Origin of the sequence: Brevibacillus sp. FSL K6-6036 (assembly GCF_037964015.1) — a bacterium.
GTDB lineage: Bacteria > Bacillota > Bacilli > Brevibacillales > Brevibacillaceae > Brevibacillus > Brevibacillus borstelensis.
Map to the genome: position 1 here is coordinate 1,251,569 of NZ_CP150173.1, position 19,415 is coordinate 1,270,983.

At 53.5% G+C, this 19,415-nt stretch carries 16 protein-coding genes and 1 riboswitch; of the genes, 14 read left to right on the forward strand and 2 right to left on the reverse strand.

All coding sequences use genetic code 11. The annotated features are described in order from the left end of the window. Positions 1-413 precede the first annotated feature (413 nt). Positions 414-689 (reverse strand): L-lactate permease, encoded by a 276-nt coding sequence (locus tag NST37_RS06425; RefSeq protein WP_024983463.1) that lies wholly within the window; start codon positions 687-689, stop codon positions 414-416. A gap of 91 nt (positions 690-780) precedes the next feature. Between NST37_RS06425 and NST37_RS06430 the strand changes: the two genes are divergently transcribed. From NST37_RS06430 to NST37_RS06475, 10 genes are all read left to right on the forward strand, one after another. Beyond that, positions 781-1,053, forward strand: a complete 273-nt coding sequence (locus tag NST37_RS06430; protein ID WP_255320276.1) for a cupin domain-containing protein — start codon at positions 781-783, stop codon at positions 1,051-1,053. A gap of 57 nt (positions 1,054-1,110) precedes the next feature. Then, entirely contained in the window at positions 1,111-2,751 is a 1,641-nt protein-coding gene (locus tag NST37_RS06435; protein ID WP_339186450.1) for a DASS family sodium-coupled anion symporter, read from the forward strand. 288 nt (positions 2,752-3,039) lie between these two features. Continuing rightward, positions 3,040-4,059, forward strand: a complete 1,020-nt coding sequence (locus NST37_RS06440; protein WP_003388096.1) for a TRAP transporter substrate-binding protein — start codon at positions 3,040-3,042, stop codon at positions 4,057-4,059. Positions 4,060-4,151: 92 nt separating this feature from the next. Beyond that, on the forward strand, positions 4,152-4,643 hold the full coding sequence (locus NST37_RS06445; RefSeq protein WP_003388095.1) for a TRAP transporter small permease: 492 nt from the start codon (positions 4,152-4,154) through the stop codon (positions 4,641-4,643). Beyond that, positions 4,631-5,905, forward strand: coding sequence for a TRAP transporter large permease subunit (locus tag NST37_RS06450; RefSeq protein ID WP_003388093.1), 1,275 nt, complete (start codon positions 4,631-4,633; stop codon positions 5,903-5,905). The genes NST37_RS06445 and NST37_RS06450 overlap by 13 nt, the downstream gene beginning before the upstream one ends. A gap of 151 nt (positions 5,906-6,056) precedes the next feature. Beyond that, a riboswitch (guanidine-I (ykkC/yxkD leader) is annotated at positions 6,057-6,155 on the forward strand. Between the two features lie 85 nt (positions 6,156-6,240). Next, positions 6,241-6,588, forward strand: a complete 348-nt coding sequence (locus NST37_RS06455) for an SMR family transporter (protein WP_339186452.1) — start codon at positions 6,241-6,243, stop codon at positions 6,586-6,588. Then, a complete protein-coding gene (locus NST37_RS06460) occupies positions 6,588-6,902 on the forward strand; it encodes a multidrug efflux SMR transporter (RefSeq protein WP_003388089.1) in 315 nt (104 codons plus the stop codon). The genes NST37_RS06455 and NST37_RS06460 overlap by 1 nt, the downstream gene beginning before the upstream one ends. Before the next feature lie 155 nt (positions 6,903-7,057). Further along, entirely contained in the window at positions 7,058-8,026 is a 969-nt protein-coding gene (locus NST37_RS06465; protein ID WP_024983124.1) for an MraY family glycosyltransferase, read from the forward strand. Positions 8,027-8,437: 411 nt separating this feature from the next. Continuing rightward, positions 8,438-10,189 (forward strand): ABC transporter transmembrane domain-containing protein, encoded by a 1,752-nt coding sequence (locus tag NST37_RS06470; RefSeq protein ID WP_339186454.1) that lies wholly within the window; start codon positions 8,438-8,440, stop codon positions 10,187-10,189. A 5-nt stretch (positions 10,190-10,194) separates the two neighbouring features. Then, a complete protein-coding gene (locus NST37_RS06475; protein ID WP_243014670.1) occupies positions 10,195-12,303 on the forward strand; it encodes an ABC transporter ATP-binding protein in 2,109 nt (702 codons plus the stop codon). A 68-nt stretch (positions 12,304-12,371) separates the two neighbouring features. Here NST37_RS06475 and NST37_RS06480 read toward each other — a convergent pair whose 3' ends face one another. Then, a complete protein-coding gene (locus tag NST37_RS06480) occupies positions 12,372-13,577 on the reverse strand; it encodes a TRAP transporter substrate-binding protein (RefSeq protein WP_039071202.1) in 1,206 nt (401 codons plus the stop codon). A 235-nt stretch (positions 13,578-13,812) separates the two neighbouring features. Here NST37_RS06480 and NST37_RS06485 point away from each other — a divergent pair, with 235 nt between their 5' ends. The 4 genes from NST37_RS06485 (at position 13,813) to NST37_RS06500 (ending at position 19,315) form a co-directional block, all read left to right on the forward strand. After that, positions 13,813-15,291, forward strand: coding sequence for a sensor histidine kinase (locus NST37_RS06485; RefSeq protein WP_339186456.1), 1,479 nt, complete (start codon positions 13,813-13,815; stop codon positions 15,289-15,291). A gap of 5 nt (positions 15,292-15,296) precedes the next feature. Further along, positions 15,297-16,055 carry a response regulator gene (locus NST37_RS06490; protein WP_339186458.1) on the forward strand — a complete coding sequence of 253 codons (759 nt, stop codon included), beginning with the start codon at positions 15,297-15,299 and terminating at the stop codon, positions 16,053-16,055. A gap of 28 nt (positions 16,056-16,083) precedes the next feature. Continuing rightward, positions 16,084-17,451, forward strand: a complete 1,368-nt coding sequence (locus NST37_RS06495; protein ID WP_311067700.1) for a sigma 54-interacting transcriptional regulator — start codon at positions 16,084-16,086, stop codon at positions 17,449-17,451. A gap of 226 nt (positions 17,452-17,677) precedes the next feature. Further along, the gene (locus NST37_RS06500) at positions 17,678-19,315 is read left to right on the forward strand and encodes a peptide ABC transporter substrate-binding protein (RefSeq protein ID WP_227277611.1); all 1,638 of its coding nucleotides are present in this window, start codon (positions 17,678-17,680) and stop codon (positions 19,313-19,315) included. Positions 19,316-19,415 lie beyond the last annotated feature (100 nt).

A 19,415-nucleotide genomic window follows, 5' to 3' on the forward strand; every position in this document is an offset into this window, starting at 1 on the left:
TTTATTACAAAGCAGGAATGTATCAGTTTTTTACAATCGAATATAAAAACAGAAAATGGATGCAGCAAACATTCATCAGCAAAGACTCGTTTATACAATAGGCTCGGGAAGCTTCTTTATTCGCAGTCATTGGGGAAATAATGGCTAGTTAGAAATTCGGGAGGAGATAACGGGATTAACTGATTTTCAGATAGGGAATCAAATTGTTTTTTTAAAATATACCATTATAAAGTATGGAAAAAAAGGGTAAATTATGAATTCGCTTTAGTGTTATAAAATTATCAAATGTATGGATGAAAGCAGAATGCAAACGACTGGCCGGCCGGCAATGCGCCAAAGGACGTGCCGTGCGAATTGAACCCCGTGAGCCGCCTCGTTTTTGATGCAAATGGAAATGGAAATCGCAAAGCCTGTTACGAAAAAAACTGAATCCGCACGAGGCCGAGAACGACCCGGAAGATCGTTTTAAGCACAATCAAAGTGATTTTCTTGAGCAACTCATGCTCCCTCTCTTTTACATCCCCTACGGTGACACCGAGCAGGACGCGAGAAGGAGAAGCCAGCATAGAGTGGAAAGATGCCGTATTTTGTCTATAGGTAACCAGCTCGGGGGAAATGCCCAGCTGCGTGGCCGTTTGCGTCTGCAGCTTGATAAACATCGCATTAGAACCGGTGTTGCTTCTGGTCAAAAAGCGCCGCCCATCCCGCCGATCACCGAGGAGAAGAACATAAAGGCACCGCCAAACAAAGTGGCTGCGGCTTGGGCCAGCGTATCCGTCATTGAAGCGGCGGATAACATCCGTCGCACACCAAAAAGGTGTAAAGGAATACCTGGTCGTCACTCAAGGGAGGATGCGGGCCGTGCTTGGCGAATGCCTGCTCGATACGATTTTGGAAGAAGGGGATTCGCTCTACTTTGAGGCGGATATTCCCCACCGTTTTATCAATGTCGGGGACATGCCATTTAGCGATTATCCCGTAAATGACTCTACTAACAGCAGATCAGTCAGGCAGCAGAAGTCAGAGGTTTATATGAATCTTCTAAATAGATAGACAAATAAAAAGGGATACCCTATCCTGTACGAAGAATGCGTTTTTGGGGGTAAGCCTATGTCCACGATGACAAATCGGCAGCCGGATGAGGAGGCAGTTAGGCCAGAATCTGATGCGGTCAGCCCGGAATCGGCGGTGACCAGCCCGGAATCGGCGGTGACCAGCCCGGAATCGGCGGTGACCAGCCCGGAATCGGCGGTGACCAGCCCGGAATCGGCGGTGACCAGCCCGGAATCGGTGGCAACTAGCCCGAAATCGACGGCAGACGGGCCAGAGTCGGCGACAGCCAAACGGCGGAAGACGCTGCGAAAGCTGCTCTGGTTTGCCTTGTCTGTCCTCGCTTTTGTCCTCGTCTATTTTGGACTCGAAGCATATATGGACTATGGGGCTCGGGTCACCCTTGCGATTACGCTGGCCGTCATCGTGCTCTGGGTGCTGGAGCCGATCCCTTTTTCGATGACCGCCGTGCTGGTTCTGTTTTTGCTGCCGATCTCGGGAGCGGTTTCCACCGATTTGATCCTGTCTGGCTTTGCATCGCCTGCTATCTTTCTTATCGTTGCAGGCATGATGATTGCGAGCGGGGTCGAACAGACTACGCTGGGCAAGCGGCTGGCGTATCAGCTGCTCTACTGGTTTGGCGAGAAAAAAGGAGGCGTACTCGCCGGGATCATCCTCGTTCCCCAGGTCATGGCCTTTTTCATTCCCGCCGCTGCCGTGCGTACGGCGATGCTGTTGCCCATCGTTTTTTCCATCACGTCGATTCTCGGCGTAAAAGCGGGGGATGTCCGCGGCAAAAAGCTGATGATGGGTGTCGTGATCGGCTGCGGAATAAGCGGAACGGCTGTCCTGCCGGCAGCTCTTGGAAACGTGATTACGGTCGATTTGATCAACACCTATCTGCAGACACACGTGACCTATACGGACTGGCTCGTGCTCGCTTTGCCGATGTGGCTGATCATGATCCCGGCATCCTGGTGGGTGCTGTATCGCTCTTTTCCCGTGAAAGAGCCGATGCCCAGCGGATTGAAGGAAAAGATGAAAGAGTTGATCGCGGAGCTGGGACCGGTCAGCTCCAGGGAAAAACGGCTGATGGGCATCCTCGCAGGGGTCTGCGTCTTGTGGGCGCTGGAAGGCGTTCACGGGTGGCCTCCGGTCATTCCCGCCTTGATCGGAGCTGTTCTGATGGCGTGGCCGGGGATCAAGGTGGCGGACTGGGAGAAGATTCTCGATGTCAAATTTGCTCCGCTGGTGATGCTTGGCGTCACGCTGTCGCTGGGAAGGGCGCTGTACGAGACAGGTGTGACAGGTTACTTGTCCAAATGGATGGAATCCGATTTGACGCTGTACCTCTTTTCCAATCCCGCGCTGGCAGTGCTGACAGTGGCTGTGCTGACACAACTGATCCACAAGGTGACGTCAAATGTATCCACGGCGGTGATCGCCACCGTGCCTGTTGTGATGGCGTTGGCGGCCCACTCCCCCGATTCTCCGGCGCTGCTGCTCGCCTTTGTTGCCGGGCTTACCAGTCTGTACGGATTTATTCTGGTTGTCGAGACGATTCCGGGCGTGATGGTGCACGGGACAGGGTGGGTGACGCAGCAGGATTTCTTTGTACCCGGCTTTTGGCTGACACTCGTAACGACGGGCCTAACATTCCTGATGGCGCTGACCTGGTGGAAATGGCTCGGGTATTATTAGTTCAGATAGTCATAGTCACGGTAATTGCAAAAAAAGAGCGACTGATCTGCCGGCTGTTTTTTGGCGCCCTGCTGGCATCCAGTCGCTTTTTTGTCATGTTTTCCATTTGCTAGACAAGAAGAGGACCCTTCTCTCCGCTCCGAATCCCTGCTCCATGCCGGTTTCGCCGTGACCAAAATGACCAAAAAGAACAATAAGAACACAATATTTATAATGATTCCAAAATTTACTACAATATTTTTGGTAAACGCTTTCATGGTGGAAGGAAAAAGAGTAGGGGGTATTCTTATGAAAAAAAGATGGAAGGCTGCACTGGCAGGCTGTCTGTCTGTGCTGATGCTGACGGCTGCGGGCTGCGGCGGCGCAAAGACACAGGATGCATCGGCGTATACACCGGAAAAACCGTTGATCATCAAGTTTTCTCACGTTACGACGGCTGACAGCCCGAAAGGCAAGGCTGCTACCAGATTCGCCGAGCTGATGGCGGAAAAGACGGGCGGAAAAGTGAAGGTCGAGGTGTATCCGTCCTCCCAGCTCTACGGCGACAAGGACGAGATGGAAGCGCTGCAGGCGGGGAACGTTCATATCATCGCACCTTCCGCGACGAAGCTGGTCGGCTTCAATCCGGCTTTCCAAATCGTCGACATGCCGTTCCTGTTTAAAAACCACGACTCGGTGATCAAGTTCTGGGACGGAGAGCTGGGCAAAAAGCTGCTGGGCTCGCTGGAGAGCAAAAACATGCTGGGCCTGGCCATGTGGGAAAACGGGTTTAAGGTGTTTACCGCAAACAAGCCGCTGGCAAAGCCTGAGGACTTCAAAGGCCTGAAATTCCGGACGCAGGCAGGAAAGGTACTGGAAGCGCAGTTTAAAGCGCTCGGTTCCGGTGCAGCAACCATTCCTTTCGGTGAAACCTATACCGCCCTGCAGCAGGGAACCGTTGACGGCCAGGAAAACACCTGGAACAACATCGACACGCAAAAATACGTGGAAGTGCAGAAACATCTGCTCGTCTCCAACCACGGACGCCTCGACTACATCGTCCTGACAAACAAAAAATGGTACAGCGAGCTGCCGGAAGAGTTCCGCAAGGCGTTTGACGAATCCATGGCCGAAGCGACAAAATACGAGCGCGAGCTGGCTGTGCAGCTGGATAAAGAATCGGAGAACAACCTGAGAAACTCCGGCATGACGGTTGTCGAGCTGAGCGAGTCCGAGCGCGAGGCATTCGTAAAGCTGATGGAGCCGGTTTACAGCGAGTTTGCCGAGACGGTCGGAAAAGAGATCATCGACGGAGCCAGAAAGCTGTAATTCAGGGGAAAATGGAAAGCCAGGAAAGGCACCTGCCTAAAGGGAGCAAGGTGCCTTTCTCTTCCAACCAATGACCGGGGGAGGTAGATACAATGTCAAAATGGCGGGAGCGATATGCCACTTTCGAGGATTACCTTGCAGGGACACTGATTGTCATCGGTGTATCGCTGATCTTTTACGGAGTAGTTTGCCGGTATGTGTTTAACAGTCCCAAAGCGTGGATCGATGAAATCTCCACCTACTTTGTTGTCTGGGGAGCCTTGACAGGGTTTGCTGTCGCGCTCCGGGACGGCCATCACATCCAGGTCGACATTGTGTACGACCGCGTTTCTCCAGCCTTGCGAAAGGCGTTTGACGTGTTTTCAAATGCGCTTGGTGCCCTCTTTTGCCTTTGTTTTATCTTTTTTGGAGGAAAGCTGCTTTCGCTGTACTGGGTCACGCAGCAGCAATCGACTGACGTCGGAATTTATCTGTGGATCGTCTATCTCGTCATTCCGTTGAGCGGACTGATGCTCGGCTATCGCTTCGTGGAAAAACTCTTGGCCAGTCTGAAAAAAGAGGTGAAGATTGAGTGGAATGGATAGTATTTATCCTCTTTTTCCTGCTCCTGCTGCTGAGGGTGCCGGTCGCGATCGCCCTTGTTTTTTCCGCTTCGCTGGCGCTGCTGGACAGCGGCTTTAATCTGGATGTTCTGCCCCAGAAGATGTTCTCGGCACTGAATGTGGCGACTCTGATGGCGATTCCCGGGTTTATCCTGGCCGGGGTGCTGATGTCGCGCGGGGGGATTTCAAAAGCGTTGATCGATGCGCTGCGGGCATGGGTAGGCCATTATTCCGGCGGCTTGTCCGTCGTGACGATCCTGGCGTGCGCAGTGTTTGCCGCGATTTCCGGCTCCAGCCCGGCGACAGCTGCCGCCATCGGGGCGATCATGATCCCCGGGATGGTGGCAGCAGGCTACAGCAAGCGGTATTCGATGGGCCTCGTTGCCGCAGCCGGAACGCTTGGCATATTGATTCCGCCGTCGATTCCGCTGATCGTCTACGGGACTGTAGCGGAGGAATCGATCGGAAAGCTGTTTATGGCCGGTTTTGTGCCCGGACTGTTTTTGACTTTAGTACTGGTCATTGCCGCAATCATTTACGCGAAGGTGAAAAATTTTGGCCGTCTCCCCAAAGCGAGCTGGGAGGAGCGGATCAAGCTGAGCATAAGGGCGCTGCCTGCCGCCTTCCTGCCCTTTTTGATTCTCGGCACGATCTACATGGGCGTGGCCACTCCGACGGAAGCCTCTGTTGTCGCGTGTGTCTACTCCCTGATCATGGCGGTGTTCGTCTACCGCCAGATTTCCTGGAAGGACACGCAAGCCATCCTGCGGGAAACGGTGAATACGAGCGCGATGATCTTTTTCATCATCGCGGGCGCTACCGTGTTTGGCCTGTACCTGACCAACGCCCAGGTGCCGCAGGATATTGCGGCATGGATCATGGAGGGCGACGTCAACAAGTGGACGTTTTTGATTGCATGCAACATCCTGTTCTTTATCATGGGGATGTTCCTTGAGCCGACATCGATTATTTTGATTACGCTGCCGATCTTCCTGCCGATCCTGCAGTTGCTTGGCATCGACGTCATTCATTTTGCCATTATCATGACGGTAAACATGGAGCTTGGCATGATCACGCCGCCGGTCGGACTCAACCTGTTCGTGGTGAGCGGCATCACCAGGGAAAAGCTCGAGGAAGTGGTAAAGGGCGTTATGCCTTTCATTGCCCTGATGGTGCTGGTACTGGTCATCATTATCATTTGGCCGTCCCTGTCGCTGTGGCTGCCGGTCCAGATGGCGAACTGAAGCTCTTGTCAAAAAAAGGAGAATCGAAGAGAGAGAACGAGAAAAACAGTCCCCAAGCGATGAGATGCTGCATCTTTCTCTCCCAGCAGAAAAAAGGGTGTTTGCTCACAAATCTCCTGTCTGCTATTCTTTAAAGCAAATCAAACATGCAAGCATTGTTTTCTAGGGTTCCGCAGCGAATCGCTGGTCTGGTCCGAGAGAAAACACACAGCGCTTCGCTGTGACACGGAGGGACAAAAGCCCGGGAGTATCGTTATGAATTGACGATATGCCCGGTTTTTTTTGTTTGCGCAAGGTCCGAGCGCTGAAAGCTGCATGTGAGGAGGGGAAGACAAGTGAATAGAGAGTGGGCAAAGGTATTTTTTGCGGCATTTTTTGAGGTATTCTGGGTGATTGGCTTGAAGCATGCGTACAACGCCTGGACGTGGCTGGGAACGGCCGTCGCCATCTACATCAGCTTTTACATGATGATCATGGCGGGGAAAAAGCTGCCCGTAGGGACGGTTTACGCCGTGTTCGTCGGATTGGGTACAGCAGGCACCGTGTTTGCCGAGATCGCCTTCTTTGGCGAGCCGTTTAAGTGGGCAAAGATATTGCTGATTTTGCTGCTGCTGGCCGGTGTCGTAGGACTCAAGCTGGTCACCGATGACAAAAAGCGGCAACAGGAAGGAGCTGAGTCCTGATGGCATGGGTTTTTCTTGTATTGGCAGGCATCTTTGAAATGATCGGGGTGGCCATGATCAATAAAATGCACCGCGACCGAAATTGGCTGTCTACCGTCTACATGCTTCTCGGGTTTGGCGCCAGCTTTCTGTTTTTGTCTCTGGCCATGAAGACGTTGCCGATGGGGACTGCGTACGCAGTTTGGACCGGCATCGGAGCATCGGGCGGGGCCATCCTGGGCATGCTCCTTTATGGGGAGTCGAAAGACTGGCGGCGCATCCTGTTCATTTGCATGGTGCTGGGGGCCGCAATTGGACTCAAGGCGATTTCGTAAATCGCTGACAGCCTCAATCTCATCCACAAACACGGATACAGACAGTCACGACGGCGGATTGACGGTCAAGGCAAGATTTTTCAGACAAACAGCATCGACAAAATTCCGCATATTCCCTATAATGAACGGAAAAGACAGTCCCTATTTTGTAGGAGATGGTGACGATTTATTACGTACTTTCTTTCTTGATTTCATTTGTGATCGTGTACTTGTTGATTCCGCCGCTGGGGAAATTGGCTTTCCGGCTCGATTTTGTGGACAAGCCGCGAAAGGATGTCGAGCGAAAAATTCATCGGGAGCCGATCCCGCTTACGGCCAGCTACGCGATTTATATCGGGTTTGCCGTGCCTTATGTGCTGTTTTCGGACGAAACCTTGGTTCAGACGATTGCCGTACTCGCGGGCGGCCTGCTGCTTCTGATCATTGGAACGGTTGACGATTGGTACAAGACGCAGGGCAAAGACTTCTCTGCTTTGCCAAAGCTGATTGTCCAGCTGTCAGCGGCTGTGCTTGTCTACGCGTCCGGCATTGCCTTTACAGGATTTTACAATCCGCTCAGTGGTGAGTACGTGCTGCTTCCGGTTTGGTTACAGTTTATTTTGACCATCCTCTGGATTTTTGGGGTGACGACGGTCATCAACTTCTCGGACGGCATGGATGGACTCGCCGGAGGGCTTTCCGCCATATCGGCCGGAACGCTGTTTATTGTGGCTCTGGTAAAAGGACAAAACACCTCCGCCATCATGGCTATCGTTCTGGTCGGAGTGGCAGTCGCCTACCTGCGCTACAACAAGCCGCCAGCCAAGGTGTTTATGGGGGATGCGGGAGCGACGTTTCTCGGGTTTATCCTCGGGGTCATCGCTTTGGATGGAGCCTTTAAGCAGGCGACGGTCCTCTCCTTGTTTATCCCGATCCTGGCGCTGGGAGTGCCGATTTTTGACAATCTGTTCGTGGTCACCAAGCGTTTTTTGCAAGGCAAGCCGATTTATCAAGCGGATGCCAGTCAGGCGCATTACCGCTTGCTGCGGACAGGGATGAATCAAAAACAGGTAGTGGCCTTTCTTTGCCTGATCAGTGTTTGCTTCAGCTTGACATCGATCATATTGCTGCTGCTGCAGGTATAAAAGCGCGGCGCTCGCAACGGACGGGGAGCAGAATCATGCAGACGATTCTGCTCTTTGTTTTGTTATGAGATGGCCATCAACAATTTTTAATAGAAGAACATTGACATTGGTTCCCATCCGTGATAACTTACTCATGTGACAAAAAATTCAAATTTTTGGAAAGGGGGCGTCAAGCCATGATGATCATTCGCGTACGCAGAAGAGCAGCTGCACACAACTTCATCATGCTTGATGTGACCTCCTCGTTTAACCGGAGAGAGAAGTAGCTTCTTTGTCCTTTCCGTTTGTTATGCGCAGGTCACGGCCTATCGTGGCGTGCGCTTTTCTCGTTTTTTGACAAAGCACATTGCGGTGGCGTGGTGTGCTTTTTTTGTTTTTTGACTCAGGACCAAAGAGAGGGGAGTGAAAAGCATGATCACGGTTATGCAAAAGCTCGGATGGTTTTTCAAGCAGGAATGGGAACGGTATACGCTTGCCATTTCACTGCTCGTGATCACCAGCATTCTGGAGGTGGTTCCGCCCATGCTGGTGGGCAAGTCGATTGACTCAATTCAGCTCGGGATGCTGACGTGGGCGGGGGTGACGCAAACGCTGCTGCTGCTCCTGGGCATTACCATCGTTACGTACTGGATGAACTACGTTTGGTTTTACAAGCTGTTCGGAGGAGCGTTTACCATTGAGCGGCTCATGCGTTCGCGGCTGATGCGGCACTTTTTGAAGATGACGCCCACTTTTTTTGAACGAAATCGAACGGGCGACCTGATGGCCCGCGCCACGAACGATCTGCAGGCAGTAGCGCAAACGGCCGGCATCGGGATTTTGACTTTGTTCGATTCCACCATTTGGATGGCGACGCTGCTCGTGACGATGGTCGCGTTCATTTCCTGGAAGCTGACGCTCGCTGCGATCCTGCCGCTGCCCATTATGGCGGTTTTGATCAGAATGTACGGCAAATGGATTCACTCGCGGTTTACGGCCGCTCAAAATGCGTTCGGCGAGATGAACGATGGTGTGCTGGAGACGATTTCCGGCATCCGGGTGATTCGTGCATATGTCCAGGAGAGGGCGGCGGAGCGGCATTTTGCCGACGTGACAGGGGATGTTCTCCAGAAGAACCTGGCCGTCATCCGCATTGATGCGCTGTTTGAACCGACGATCAAAATACTGGTCGGCGTCAGCTACATGATCGGACTTGGCTACGGGGCACATCTCGTGTTTCATAATGAGCTGACAATCGGCGGGCTCGTCTCCTTCAACGTCTATCTGGGGATGCTGATCTGGCCGATGTTCGCGATCGGCGAATTGATCAACATCATGCAGCGGGGAAATGCCTCTCTCGACCGGGTAAACGAGACACTCAGCTACCAGCCTGATGTTCCCGAACCGACAGAGACGATACCGCTCGAAGCGCCCGGACAGATTGCCTTTCACAACGTAACATTTCGTTATCCGACCTCGACTGTCGACAATTTGCAGCAGATCAGCTTCACGCTGGAGAGAGGGCAAACGCTGGGGATTGTCGGGCGAACAGGAAGCGGCAAAACCACGCTGGTCAAGCAGCTGCTGCGCGAATATCCGCCTGGAGAAGGCAGCATCACGATCTCCGGGGTTCCGCTGGAGAAAATCGATATGGACCAGCTGAAATCATGGTACGGCTACGTGCCCCAAGAGCAGTTTCTGTTCTCGAGATCCGTAAAAAACAATATTTTGCTGGGCAACAGCGATGCGAGCGAGGAGGAGTTTGCCCATGCCCTGGCTGCTTCCGCCTTCCAAAAGGATTTGCAGTACCTGCCTAAAGGGGTGGAAACACTGGTCGGAGAAAAAGGCGTAGCGCTTTCCGGCGGCCAGAAACAGCGCGTTTCGATTGCGCGGGCGCTCATTTCCGACCCGCAAATCCTCATTTTGGACGATGCGATGTCGGCTGTCGACGGGCGCACAGAGGCGGAAATCATCGCCAATATCCGCAAGGCTCGCGCAGGCAAAACCACGCTGATTACAACACACCGGTTCTCGGCCGTACAGCATGCAGACCGCATTTTGGTACTGGATGAAGGACGCGTCATCGAGGAAGGAACACATGATCAGCTCATGGCGATGGGCGGCTGGTACAAGGAACAGTTCACACGCCAGCAGGTAGAAGAAAAACTGACAGGGAGCAGGTGAGGGAGATGGATGCGGAACTGTATGATTTGGAGATAGACCGGACCCCGGGCAATGTGGCCAAAACGGGCAAGCGGCTCGTTCGCTATGCGCTGCTTTTTAAATGGCAGCTGCTCGCCGCGCTGCTGATGCTCGCCGTGGCGGTGGGAACAGATCTGGCAGGCCCCTTGATCGCCAAGCGGATGATCGATGTGCACATCTCCGGAATTGAGCAGCCCTGGTATGTGACAGAGCAGCAAGGTCCGTATGCGGTATCCTACGGCGGCAAGCTGTACAAACGCGCCGACCACTTTTCCGAGGGAGAGCCCCGCGGTGCGGAAGCAAGGGTGCTTCAGGTGCAGCAGGATTATTACTTTGTCGGCGAACCCGTGCTGCTTGACGGCGAAAGGACCATTACGCCGGAAGGGCAGCTCGCGATCACGAAGGGAACGGAAACCCGGACTTACGCGGCACAAAAGCTGGAAACGGGGGAGCTTTACCCGTTTTTTCAACCGGAAATGAGCGGTCTGATCCAGTTGTGCGTGTTCTACTTTGGCCTGCTGATCATTTCCGCTGCTTTCAGCTATGGCGAACGATACCTGCTTCAGGCTACCGCGAACCGGATTATCAGAAAAATGCGGATGGACGTGTTTGCCCACATCAACAAGCTGCCGATTCACTACTTCGACAATTTGCCGGCAGGAAAGGTCGTATCGCGGATTACAAACGACACCGAATCAACTCGCGATCTGTACGTTACCGTATTGGCCAACTTCTTCTCCGGTATCATTTATATGGTCGGGGTATTCGCCGCCTTGTTCATGCTAAACAGCCAGCTTGCGGCCATTTGCCTGTTTATGGTTCCCCTTCTGGGCGTCTGGATCTACGTGTATCGTCGGTTCGCCAAGCGGTTCAACCAGGTGATTCGGGCGACCGTCAGCGAAATCAATGGAATGATCAACGAGACGATCCAGGGCATCACCGTCATCAAGGCGTTTCGCACCGAGAAAAAGACGCAGCAGGATTTTGAAACGTACAATCTGAGGCATTTTACGTACAAAAGCAAGCTTCTCAGCCTCAATGCGATGACCGGTCACAATCTGGTCGGAGTCATTCGGAATATCGCCTTTATCGCCCTGATCTGGTATTTTGGCGGCATTTCCATCTCGGGGGTGGAAGGCGTCATTTCGCTCGGCGTGCTGTACGCCTTCGTCGATTACCTGAACCGGCTGTTCCAGCCCGTCGTACGCATCGTCAATCAGCTGCCGAATCTGGAGACGGCGCTAGTGTCTGCAGAGCGGGTATTCGTCCTGCTTGACGAGCAAGGGGAGGAAGTGTCGGATCAGAAAATCGAGCGATACAAAGGACACGTCAAGTTTGAGGACGTATGGTTTGCCTACAAGGACGACGAGTACGTTCTCAAAGACATTGCATTCGAAGCGAAGCCCGGACAGACCGTGGCGCTCGTCGGCCATACAGGTTCGGGGAAAAGCTCCATCCTCAATCTGCTGTTCCGCTTTTATGACGTGCAGCGCGGCCGGATCACGATAGACGGGGTCGATATTAAGGACGTCCCTCGCCAAACCTTGCGCGATCACATGGGAATCGTTTTGCAGGACCCGTTCCTGTTCACGGGCACGATCGCATCCAATGTCTCGCTCGGAGACGATTCGATTTCCAGGGAACAGGTGGAAAAGGTGTTGGCTGAAGTCGGCGGAGAGCGGGTATTGAAGCATTTGCCCAAAGGAATTGACGAGCCGGTGATCGAAAAGGGAAGCACCTTGTCGGCGGGGCAGCGGCAGCTGATCTCCTTTGCCCGGGCACTTGCCTTTAACCCGGCGATTCTCATACTGGATGAAGCCACCTCCAACATCGACACGGAGACGGAAGCGATAATCCAGGATGCGCTCGAAGTGGTGAAAAAGGGCCGGACGACGTTTATCATCGCGCATCGGCTCTCGACGATCAAAAACGCTGATCTGATTCTCGTATTGGACCGAGGCGAAATCGTCGAGCGGGGTGACCACGATACCCTGATGCAGCTTGGGGGCAAGTATTATCAGATGTATCAGCTTCAGCAGGGGGAGCAGGAGTTGACTGCGGTGGAGGCAGGCTCGCTGTCACCGCGAACCGTATAGCGACGCAATCGGCAAAGGACCGGACAATAAGCTGCCCGGTCCTTTGCCTGTTTTTGCGCATGAGAAGACTACCCGCAGTTCCGCAATAAGATGCGGGAACCAACCGTTTTGCTGCTCGCAAGGAGCAGTTCAGACTGCGATAATGACAGCGCTTTCGATTCTTGATTCCATAAATTGGGAATTACTTCAGGAAAGCGCTTGCCCTCTTTTCTGGCGATGCGGCGTCTTTTTGGTTTCGCATGCAGCTCTTCCAGCTCTTTCATAATGGCAGGGCCGATGACCGGAGCGAAAGCATCGTAGACCGACTTCATCGCCGCTTGCCATACCTCCGTTTCTTCCGCTGTCAGCTTGTGGATCTCCAGCGGCATTTTCTGGAGCTGGTTCCACTGCTGCTCGTTGATGGCGAGAGCTTGCTGGTTGCTGTACGCGGTCGTTTCCTTCAAGGCCTCCTGGATGATGGTTTGCGTTTCCGGCGGGAGATCTTCCCAAAACTGCTTGTTCATGATGACGGCATAGCCGAGATAGCCGTGATTGCTCAGCGTCATGTACCGCTGGACCTGATACAGTCTCCTCGTATAAATATTGGAGATCGTGTTTTCCTGGCCGTCCACCTGGCCGCTGGCGAGCTTTTGATACACGTCTGTAAACGGGGCCCCGTACCCTTTCGCCCCAAGCGCCTGAAACTGGGCTTCCAGCACCTTGCTCTGGATGATCCGGAAACGCTGTCCTTTGAAATCCTCCGGCCTGCGGATCGGCCGATTGCTCGTCATCTGCTTGAAGCCGTTGTTCCAGAAGGCCATTCCTTTCATGTCGAAAGGCTCCAGGCTTTCAAACAGCAGTCTTCCGATTTCCCCGTTGAAGGCCTCCTCCACATCCGTCTCGTCCCGAAAGGCAAATGGCAGATCGAGAACCGACCACTCGGGAATTTTGTCGGCAAGATTGGAAAAGGCGGGGGCGATCATCTGGATGTCGCCGTTTCGCAGGGCATCGTATTCCGTAATGTCGGAGTACAGGATGCCGTTTGGAAAGACCTGCACCTCGATACGTCCGTTGGATTTTTCTTTGACGAGCTGCGAAAAGCGCTCGACAGCGAGCCCCTTTGGCGTGTTTTCCGCGACAACGTGACTGAATTTGATAATCAGCCGATCCTGCAAGCCCTCCTGCTCCTCGTCATAGGCCAGTGGAGAAAAAGGCAGGTCGGTGCGAAACCCGATCAGGATCGCGCTCAAAAATCCGAGAACGACGACCAACGTAATGCTGAGAAATGATTTCATGAATGACACCTGCTTACTTTTTTGGTTGCCAATGCTTTTTCGATTTCAACCTCTCTTTTCTCGAGGACGTATGCGGCGGATACGATATAATGGTAACAGGTAACCCCATGGGAAAGGAAGAACCTCACTGTTTAAACAATTAAAAATTAAGGGAAAAATCACTCTTCTATCGGTCGGAATCGTTTTGTTCTCTCTGCTGATCGGCGGCATTATTCTTCTTGGAAGCATTATCCGCATGACGGAAAGTGAGCTGGGACAGCGCTTGATGACGACGGCCCGGACCGTGGCCCAAATCCAGTCCATCCAGAAAAGCATACAGGAGCCGGACGGCTGGAAAACCATTAATCCCGCCGTCCGCCGTATCCGGATCGTCAATGACGTCACCTATATCGTCGTATTGAACATGGACCGCATCCGCTTCTCTGACCCTCTGGAATCGAGGATCGGCACGGTTTTTCAGGACAAGCATGCGGAAGCTGCCTTTGCCGAGCACAGCTACCTGCAGAAGGTCGGGGGAGAAATGGGAACGGCCTTGCGGGCATATGTCCCGCTGATGGATTCGCAGCATCAGCAGGTCGGCGTCGTGATCGTCGGACATGTATTGCCCGGCATTTGGGAGATCATTTACCAACAGCGGGAGAACATCGTCATCACATTTCTCCTCTCGTTGTTTTTCGGGATTTGGGGATCGTATTTGCTCGCCCGCCACATTAAAAAACAGATGCTCAATCTGGAGCCCGAGGAAATCTCCCGCATCCTCGTCGAGCGGACCGCCGCGTTTCACGCCATGCGGGAAGGCGTGGTTGCGATCGACATTCAGGAGCGCATCACGATCTGCAATGACAAAGCCAAGCAAATTTTTCATATCGAGGGAGATGTGCTGGGAAAGCCGATTCGCAAAGTGATCCGCGATACAGCCCTGCCGGAGGTACTGGAGAAAAGGCAGAACTTTTTTGATCACGAGCTTCACGTCGGCAACGCTCTCTTGTGGTCCAACCGGTTTATGATCAAAGTGGACGAAAAGGTAGTCGGAGCGATGGCGATCTTTCAAGATAGAACGGAAGTAGCTCGGATGGCGGAGGAGCTGACCGGGGTCAGGGAATTTGTCGAGGCGCTTCGGGTCCAAAATCACGAGCATATGAACAGGCTTCACACGATCGCGGGACTGCTGCAGCTGGGCCAGCAGGAGAAAGCGCTGGAGTACCTGTTTGACATGAATGTCCAGCAGGAGGAGCTGACCTCCTTTTTAGGCGCGCGCATTGCGGACGACAACGTAGCAGGTCTTTTGATGGGAAAAGTAAGCAGGGGCAAGGAGCTGGGGATACGCGTCGTCATCGACAGGCGGAGCCACCTGGAGAGCTTTCCGCCCTATTTGGATCATCATAATTTCGTCTTGATTCTGGGAAATCTGATCGAAAACGCCTTTGATGCCCTGGAGCAGTCCGACAGGGAACACAAAGAGGTGTTCATCAGCATTGCGCAAGACGAGGAATCGTGCTCGCTGCTGGTCGATGACAACGGAATCGGGATGGACCATGACGTGCAGCAGCACATGCTGGAGCGGGGCTTTTCCAGCAAGCAAACGGAACATCGCGGATTGGGGCTGTACCTGGTCGATCAAATCGTAAAAAAAGGACGGGGCGAACTGAGCTGCCAATCCCAGCCAGGTGAAGGGACGAGCTTTTTGATCACGTTCCCGATGAAGGAGGTGTAGCATAGATGGAGAATCAAATGGCTATTCGCGTAGTAGTCATCGAGGACGACCCGATGGTGCAGGAGGTAAACCGGCAATTTATCGAACGCGTTTCGCCGTTCCAGGTTGAGGGGGTTGCCTCCAACGGAGTCGAAGGGGTGCAACTGGTCCAGGAGTTGAATCCAGATCTCGTCATCATGGATGTATTCATGCCCATAAAGGACGGTGTGCGGACTCTTCAGGAGCTGCGGGCGTCCAATCAGGCGGTGGATGTGATTGTCATTACGGCGGCGAAGGACAAGCCGACCATTCAGACGATGCTCAGGAGCGGTGTTGTGGATTACATAATCAAGCCCTTTACGTTTGAGCGCATCAAGCAGGCGCTTGAAAGCTATCGCTTGTATCGCAAGCAGCTGGAGGCAGACGGTACGGTCTCGCAGGAGGAAGTCGATCAGCTGCTGTTTCGGACAAGTATCGAGGGACGAAGTACAGACGCCATGACTGGAGTGGAGGGCCCCTCTTCTGGCGAAGCCTTTAGGGAAAAAGACCTGCCCAAAGGGTTGCACATGGATACATTGGAGAGAATCGCCCGTCAGCTTAGGGCCAACAAGACGCCGCTGTCTGCCGAAGAGGTGGCCGAGCGGGTAGGCATTGCCCGGGTGACGGCGAGGCGCTATCTGGAATTCCTGGAGAAGTCCGGACGCGTCAAAAGAGATGTGTCTTACGGCGGAGTAGGCCGGCCGACGAACCGCTACGTTTTGGCAGAGGCCGGGCAGAAGGCCTGAGCGAAACGAAGGAGAGTGTCAAACACCAATGATCGATTACAAAGATGTGCTGGGCTCGCTGTTCGACATCGTCCATATTACGGACGCGGAAGGAAAAACCTTGTACTGCTCCGAACGCTACGGGGAGTTTTTCGGGATCGATCCAGCCGAGATGATCGGCAAGCCAATCGAAGACTTTTACCGGCAGGGGTATTTTACTCCGATGATCACGATGAGAGTGATTCGGGAGCGAAAAAAGGTTCATACGATTCAGACTACACAGCAAAAACGCAAGCTGTATGTGGTCGGGACGCCCATCTTCGACCGTCAGGGGTGCCTGCTTGGCGTCGTGAATACCTCCACAGACATTACCGATCAGGAAAAGCTGCAGCAGGAATTGGAGGAAAACAAATATCTGGGCACCCTGTACCATATGGAAATCGCCAAACAGAACAGGCTGGCCGGCGGCGAAAACGGCCTGGTGTACAGAAGTCCGAGCATGCGGCAGGTGGCCTCTATGGCGGACAAGCTGTCACAGGTAGACTCCTCGGTCATCCTGCTCGGCGAATCCGGAGTGGGAAAAGGCGTTTTGGCAAAGTATATACATGAGCGCAGTCCGAGAAAAGACAGGCCTTTTGTTCACATCAACTGCGGCGCGATACCCGAGAGCCTGCTGGAATCAGAGCTGTTCGGCTACGAGAAGGGGGCTTTTACAGGGGCTGACAAGGACGGCAAGGCAGGGTTGATTGAGAAAGCAGACGGGGGCACGCTCTTTTTGGACGAGATCGGGGAGCTGCCGTTCAATCTTCAGGTGAAGCTGTTGAATGTCCTGCAGGAAAAAACGATCACCCCGATAGGCGGCACCAGCCCGAAAAAGGTTGACATCAAGCTGATCACAGCGACGAATAAAAACCTGAAGCAAATGGTGGATGAAGGGAAATTTCGCGAGGATCTGTATTACCGCATTCACGTCGTTCCGCTGGAAATACCGCCGCTGCGGGAGAGAAGAGAGGAAATTCCCGTATTGGTTCACTACTTTCTCAACCTGTTCGCCGGCAAGTACGGTCTTCACCGCAAGCTCAGCGATCAGTGCCATCAGATCCTGGAGGAGTATGACTGGCCGGGGAATGTCCGCGAGCTTGAGAACGTGATGGAGCGGCTGGTCGTTACTTCTCACGATGTGCTGATCATGCCGGATCAAATTCCGCAATATATTTGTGAGGCAGCCAAAGGAGCGGGAAAAGGCATCAAGGTCGAGCGGATGCTTTCGATGCAGGAGGCGATCGAAGAAGTGGAAAAGCAGTTGCTGCAGCGTGCATACGACGTCCACAAGACGACCACCAAGGTGGCGAAAGCACTGGGGATCAGTCAGCCGAGCGCGAGCAGAAAACTGCGGAAGCACGCGATTCTTTCCTGAATCGATCCATGCAAATATGCATACCTGTCTGCTTTTCTTTTTTGCTTTATTGTGCCAAAGTCTATTCGATTGTGAATAATAGGGGAGTCGTTGGAAGCGCCGATGATCCTGGTACAGTTTTTGCAATATTTCAACACGAAAAAGCAGGAGGTATGTGATCTTGAGACGGCGAGCTTCGTTTCGACTCAGTTCCTTGCTTGTGCTGGCAGTATGTTTGGCCGGTTGCATGGGCAGCAGCAGCTCTGCACCGGCCGGGAGTCAGGCGCCGGGGGCGGCAGGCTCAGCTCAGCCATCGGTGCCCACCGGCGAATCGGCTTCTGCTGTGAATGAAACAATTTCTTCTGATAGTGAAATTGTTTTCGCCACCGGTGATTTGCAGGTACTCAGGATGAACATGGAGGAGCCGGCTACGCTCGACCCGACGTTTGCCGAGGACACTGTCTCCGGTGCTGTCATCCGCGCCATCTTTGACGGCCTGACAAGGCTGGATGAAGCGGGAAACCCGATCAATTCCATCGCGTCGGACATGAAGGTCTCGGATGATAAAACGACGTATACGTTTGCCTTGCGGGATGCGACGTGGAGCAACGGCGATCCGGTTACAGCCCATGACTTTGAGTTTGCCTGGAAGCACGCCCTGGACCCGAAGACAGGCTCGCAGGCAGCGTATCAGTTTTACAGCTTGAAAAACGCCCAGGCGTTTGCGGCAGGGAAGGCTGCGCGAGACGATGTGGGCGTGAAGGCGCTGGATGACAAAACCTTGCAGGTTGTGCTGGAGCACCCGATGCCCTTCTTTCCGACACTGGTCTCCTTTTTGATGCCGATCAATAAAAACGTGGCAGAATCAAACCCGGACTGGGCCAAGGACCCGAAAACACTGGTCGGGAACGGCCCGTTCAAGCTTGATACGTGGGAGCACAAGAACAAGCTGGTCCTCGTCAAGAATGACACCTATTGGGAGCGTGACGTCGTCAAGCTGGAGCGAATCGAATTCTCGATGATTTCCGATGCCAATACGGAGCTTGCCATGTTTGAGAACGGCGATTTGGACTGGGCAGGCGGGCCGATCAGCAGCTTGCCTGTGGATGCCGTGGAGCCGCTGCGTCGGGAGGGGAAGCTCGTCGCCAAACCGAAAGCGACGTCGTACTATATCCGCTTCAACGCCGAACGGCCGCCCTTTACCAATGCGAAGATACGCAAAGCGTTTGCCTATGCCATCAACCGAAAGGAAATCGCTGACAACATCGGGCAGGCAGGCCAGACGCCCTTGATGGGCATCACGCCGATCACCGCTTCGCTAAAGCCGGATGGTTTTTTCGCAGACAACCAGCCGGAGGAGGCGCGAAGACTGTTGGCCGAAGGGATGAAGGAGCTGGGCATCTCCAGGCTGCCAAGGATCAGCTACCTGTACAATACCAATGATCGCAACAGGGCGATTGCCGAAGCCCTGCAAGCTGTCTGGAAAAAGCAGCTGGGCGTGGATGTGAAGCTGGTGAACAAGGAAACGAAGGTATACCTCGACGACCAGGAGCAGGGCAATTTTGAGATTACCCGCTCCAGTTGGACGGCTGACTACAATGATCCGGTCAATTTCCTGCAAAAATTTATCGAGAAGTACAGCTCCAGCAACATTACCCGCTGGCACAATCCGGTCTACACCGAGCTGATCAAAAAGTCGTATCGGGAGACAGCCGAGCAAAAACGAAGGCAAATCCTGCTGGAGGCCGAGGCGCTCCTGATGGAGGAGATGCCGCTGACCGGCATTTTCAGCGACGTCAATGCCTGGGTTCAGAGCGAAAAGGTAAAAGGGGTCCGCGTCGATCCGCTGAGCAAAATCGATTTCAAATGGGCCTATAAAGAATAGAATGCAAGACTCGCGCACGAGAAATTGTGGTATGGCCAAAAGCAGCAGTAGCAAAGCTTCGCATTGGAAGCGCGAAGCGGATGTCGTCTGCTGAAGCTGG

Coding starts and splice junctions, on each gene's coding strand:
- NST37_RS06435 (WP_339186450.1), top strand. CDS start 1,111: ATGTCCACGATGACAAATCGGCAGCCGGATGAGGAGGCAGTTAGGCCA.
- NST37_RS06500 (WP_227277611.1), top strand. CDS start 17,678: ATGGGCAGCAGCAGCTCTGCACCGGCCGGGAGTCAGGCGCCGGGGGCG.
- NST37_RS06445 (WP_003388095.1), top strand. CDS start 4,152: ATGTCAAAATGGCGGGAGCGATATGCCACTTTCGAGGATTACCTTGCA.
- NST37_RS06470 (WP_339186454.1), top strand. CDS start 8,438: ATGATCACGGTTATGCAAAAGCTCGGATGGTTTTTCAAGCAGGAATGG.
- NST37_RS06460 (WP_003388089.1), top strand. CDS start 6,588: ATGGCATGGGTTTTTCTTGTATTGGCAGGCATCTTTGAAATGATCGGG.
- NST37_RS06480 (WP_039071202.1), bottom strand. CDS start 13,577: ATGAAATCATTTCTCAGCATTACGTTGGTCGTCGTTCTCGGATTTTTG.
- NST37_RS06465 (WP_024983124.1), top strand. CDS start 7,058: ATGGTGACGATTTATTACGTACTTTCTTTCTTGATTTCATTTGTGATC.
- NST37_RS06475 (WP_243014670.1), top strand. CDS start 10,195: ATGGATGCGGAACTGTATGATTTGGAGATAGACCGGACCCCGGGCAAT.
- NST37_RS06495 (WP_311067700.1), top strand. CDS start 16,084: ATGATCGATTACAAAGATGTGCTGGGCTCGCTGTTCGACATCGTCCAT.
- NST37_RS06485 (WP_339186456.1), top strand. CDS start 13,813: ATGACGGAAAGTGAGCTGGGACAGCGCTTGATGACGACGGCCCGGACC.
- NST37_RS06440 (WP_003388096.1), top strand. CDS start 3,040: ATGAAAAAAAGATGGAAGGCTGCACTGGCAGGCTGTCTGTCTGTGCTG.
- NST37_RS06490 (WP_339186458.1), top strand. CDS start 15,297: ATGGAGAATCAAATGGCTATTCGCGTAGTAGTCATCGAGGACGACCCG.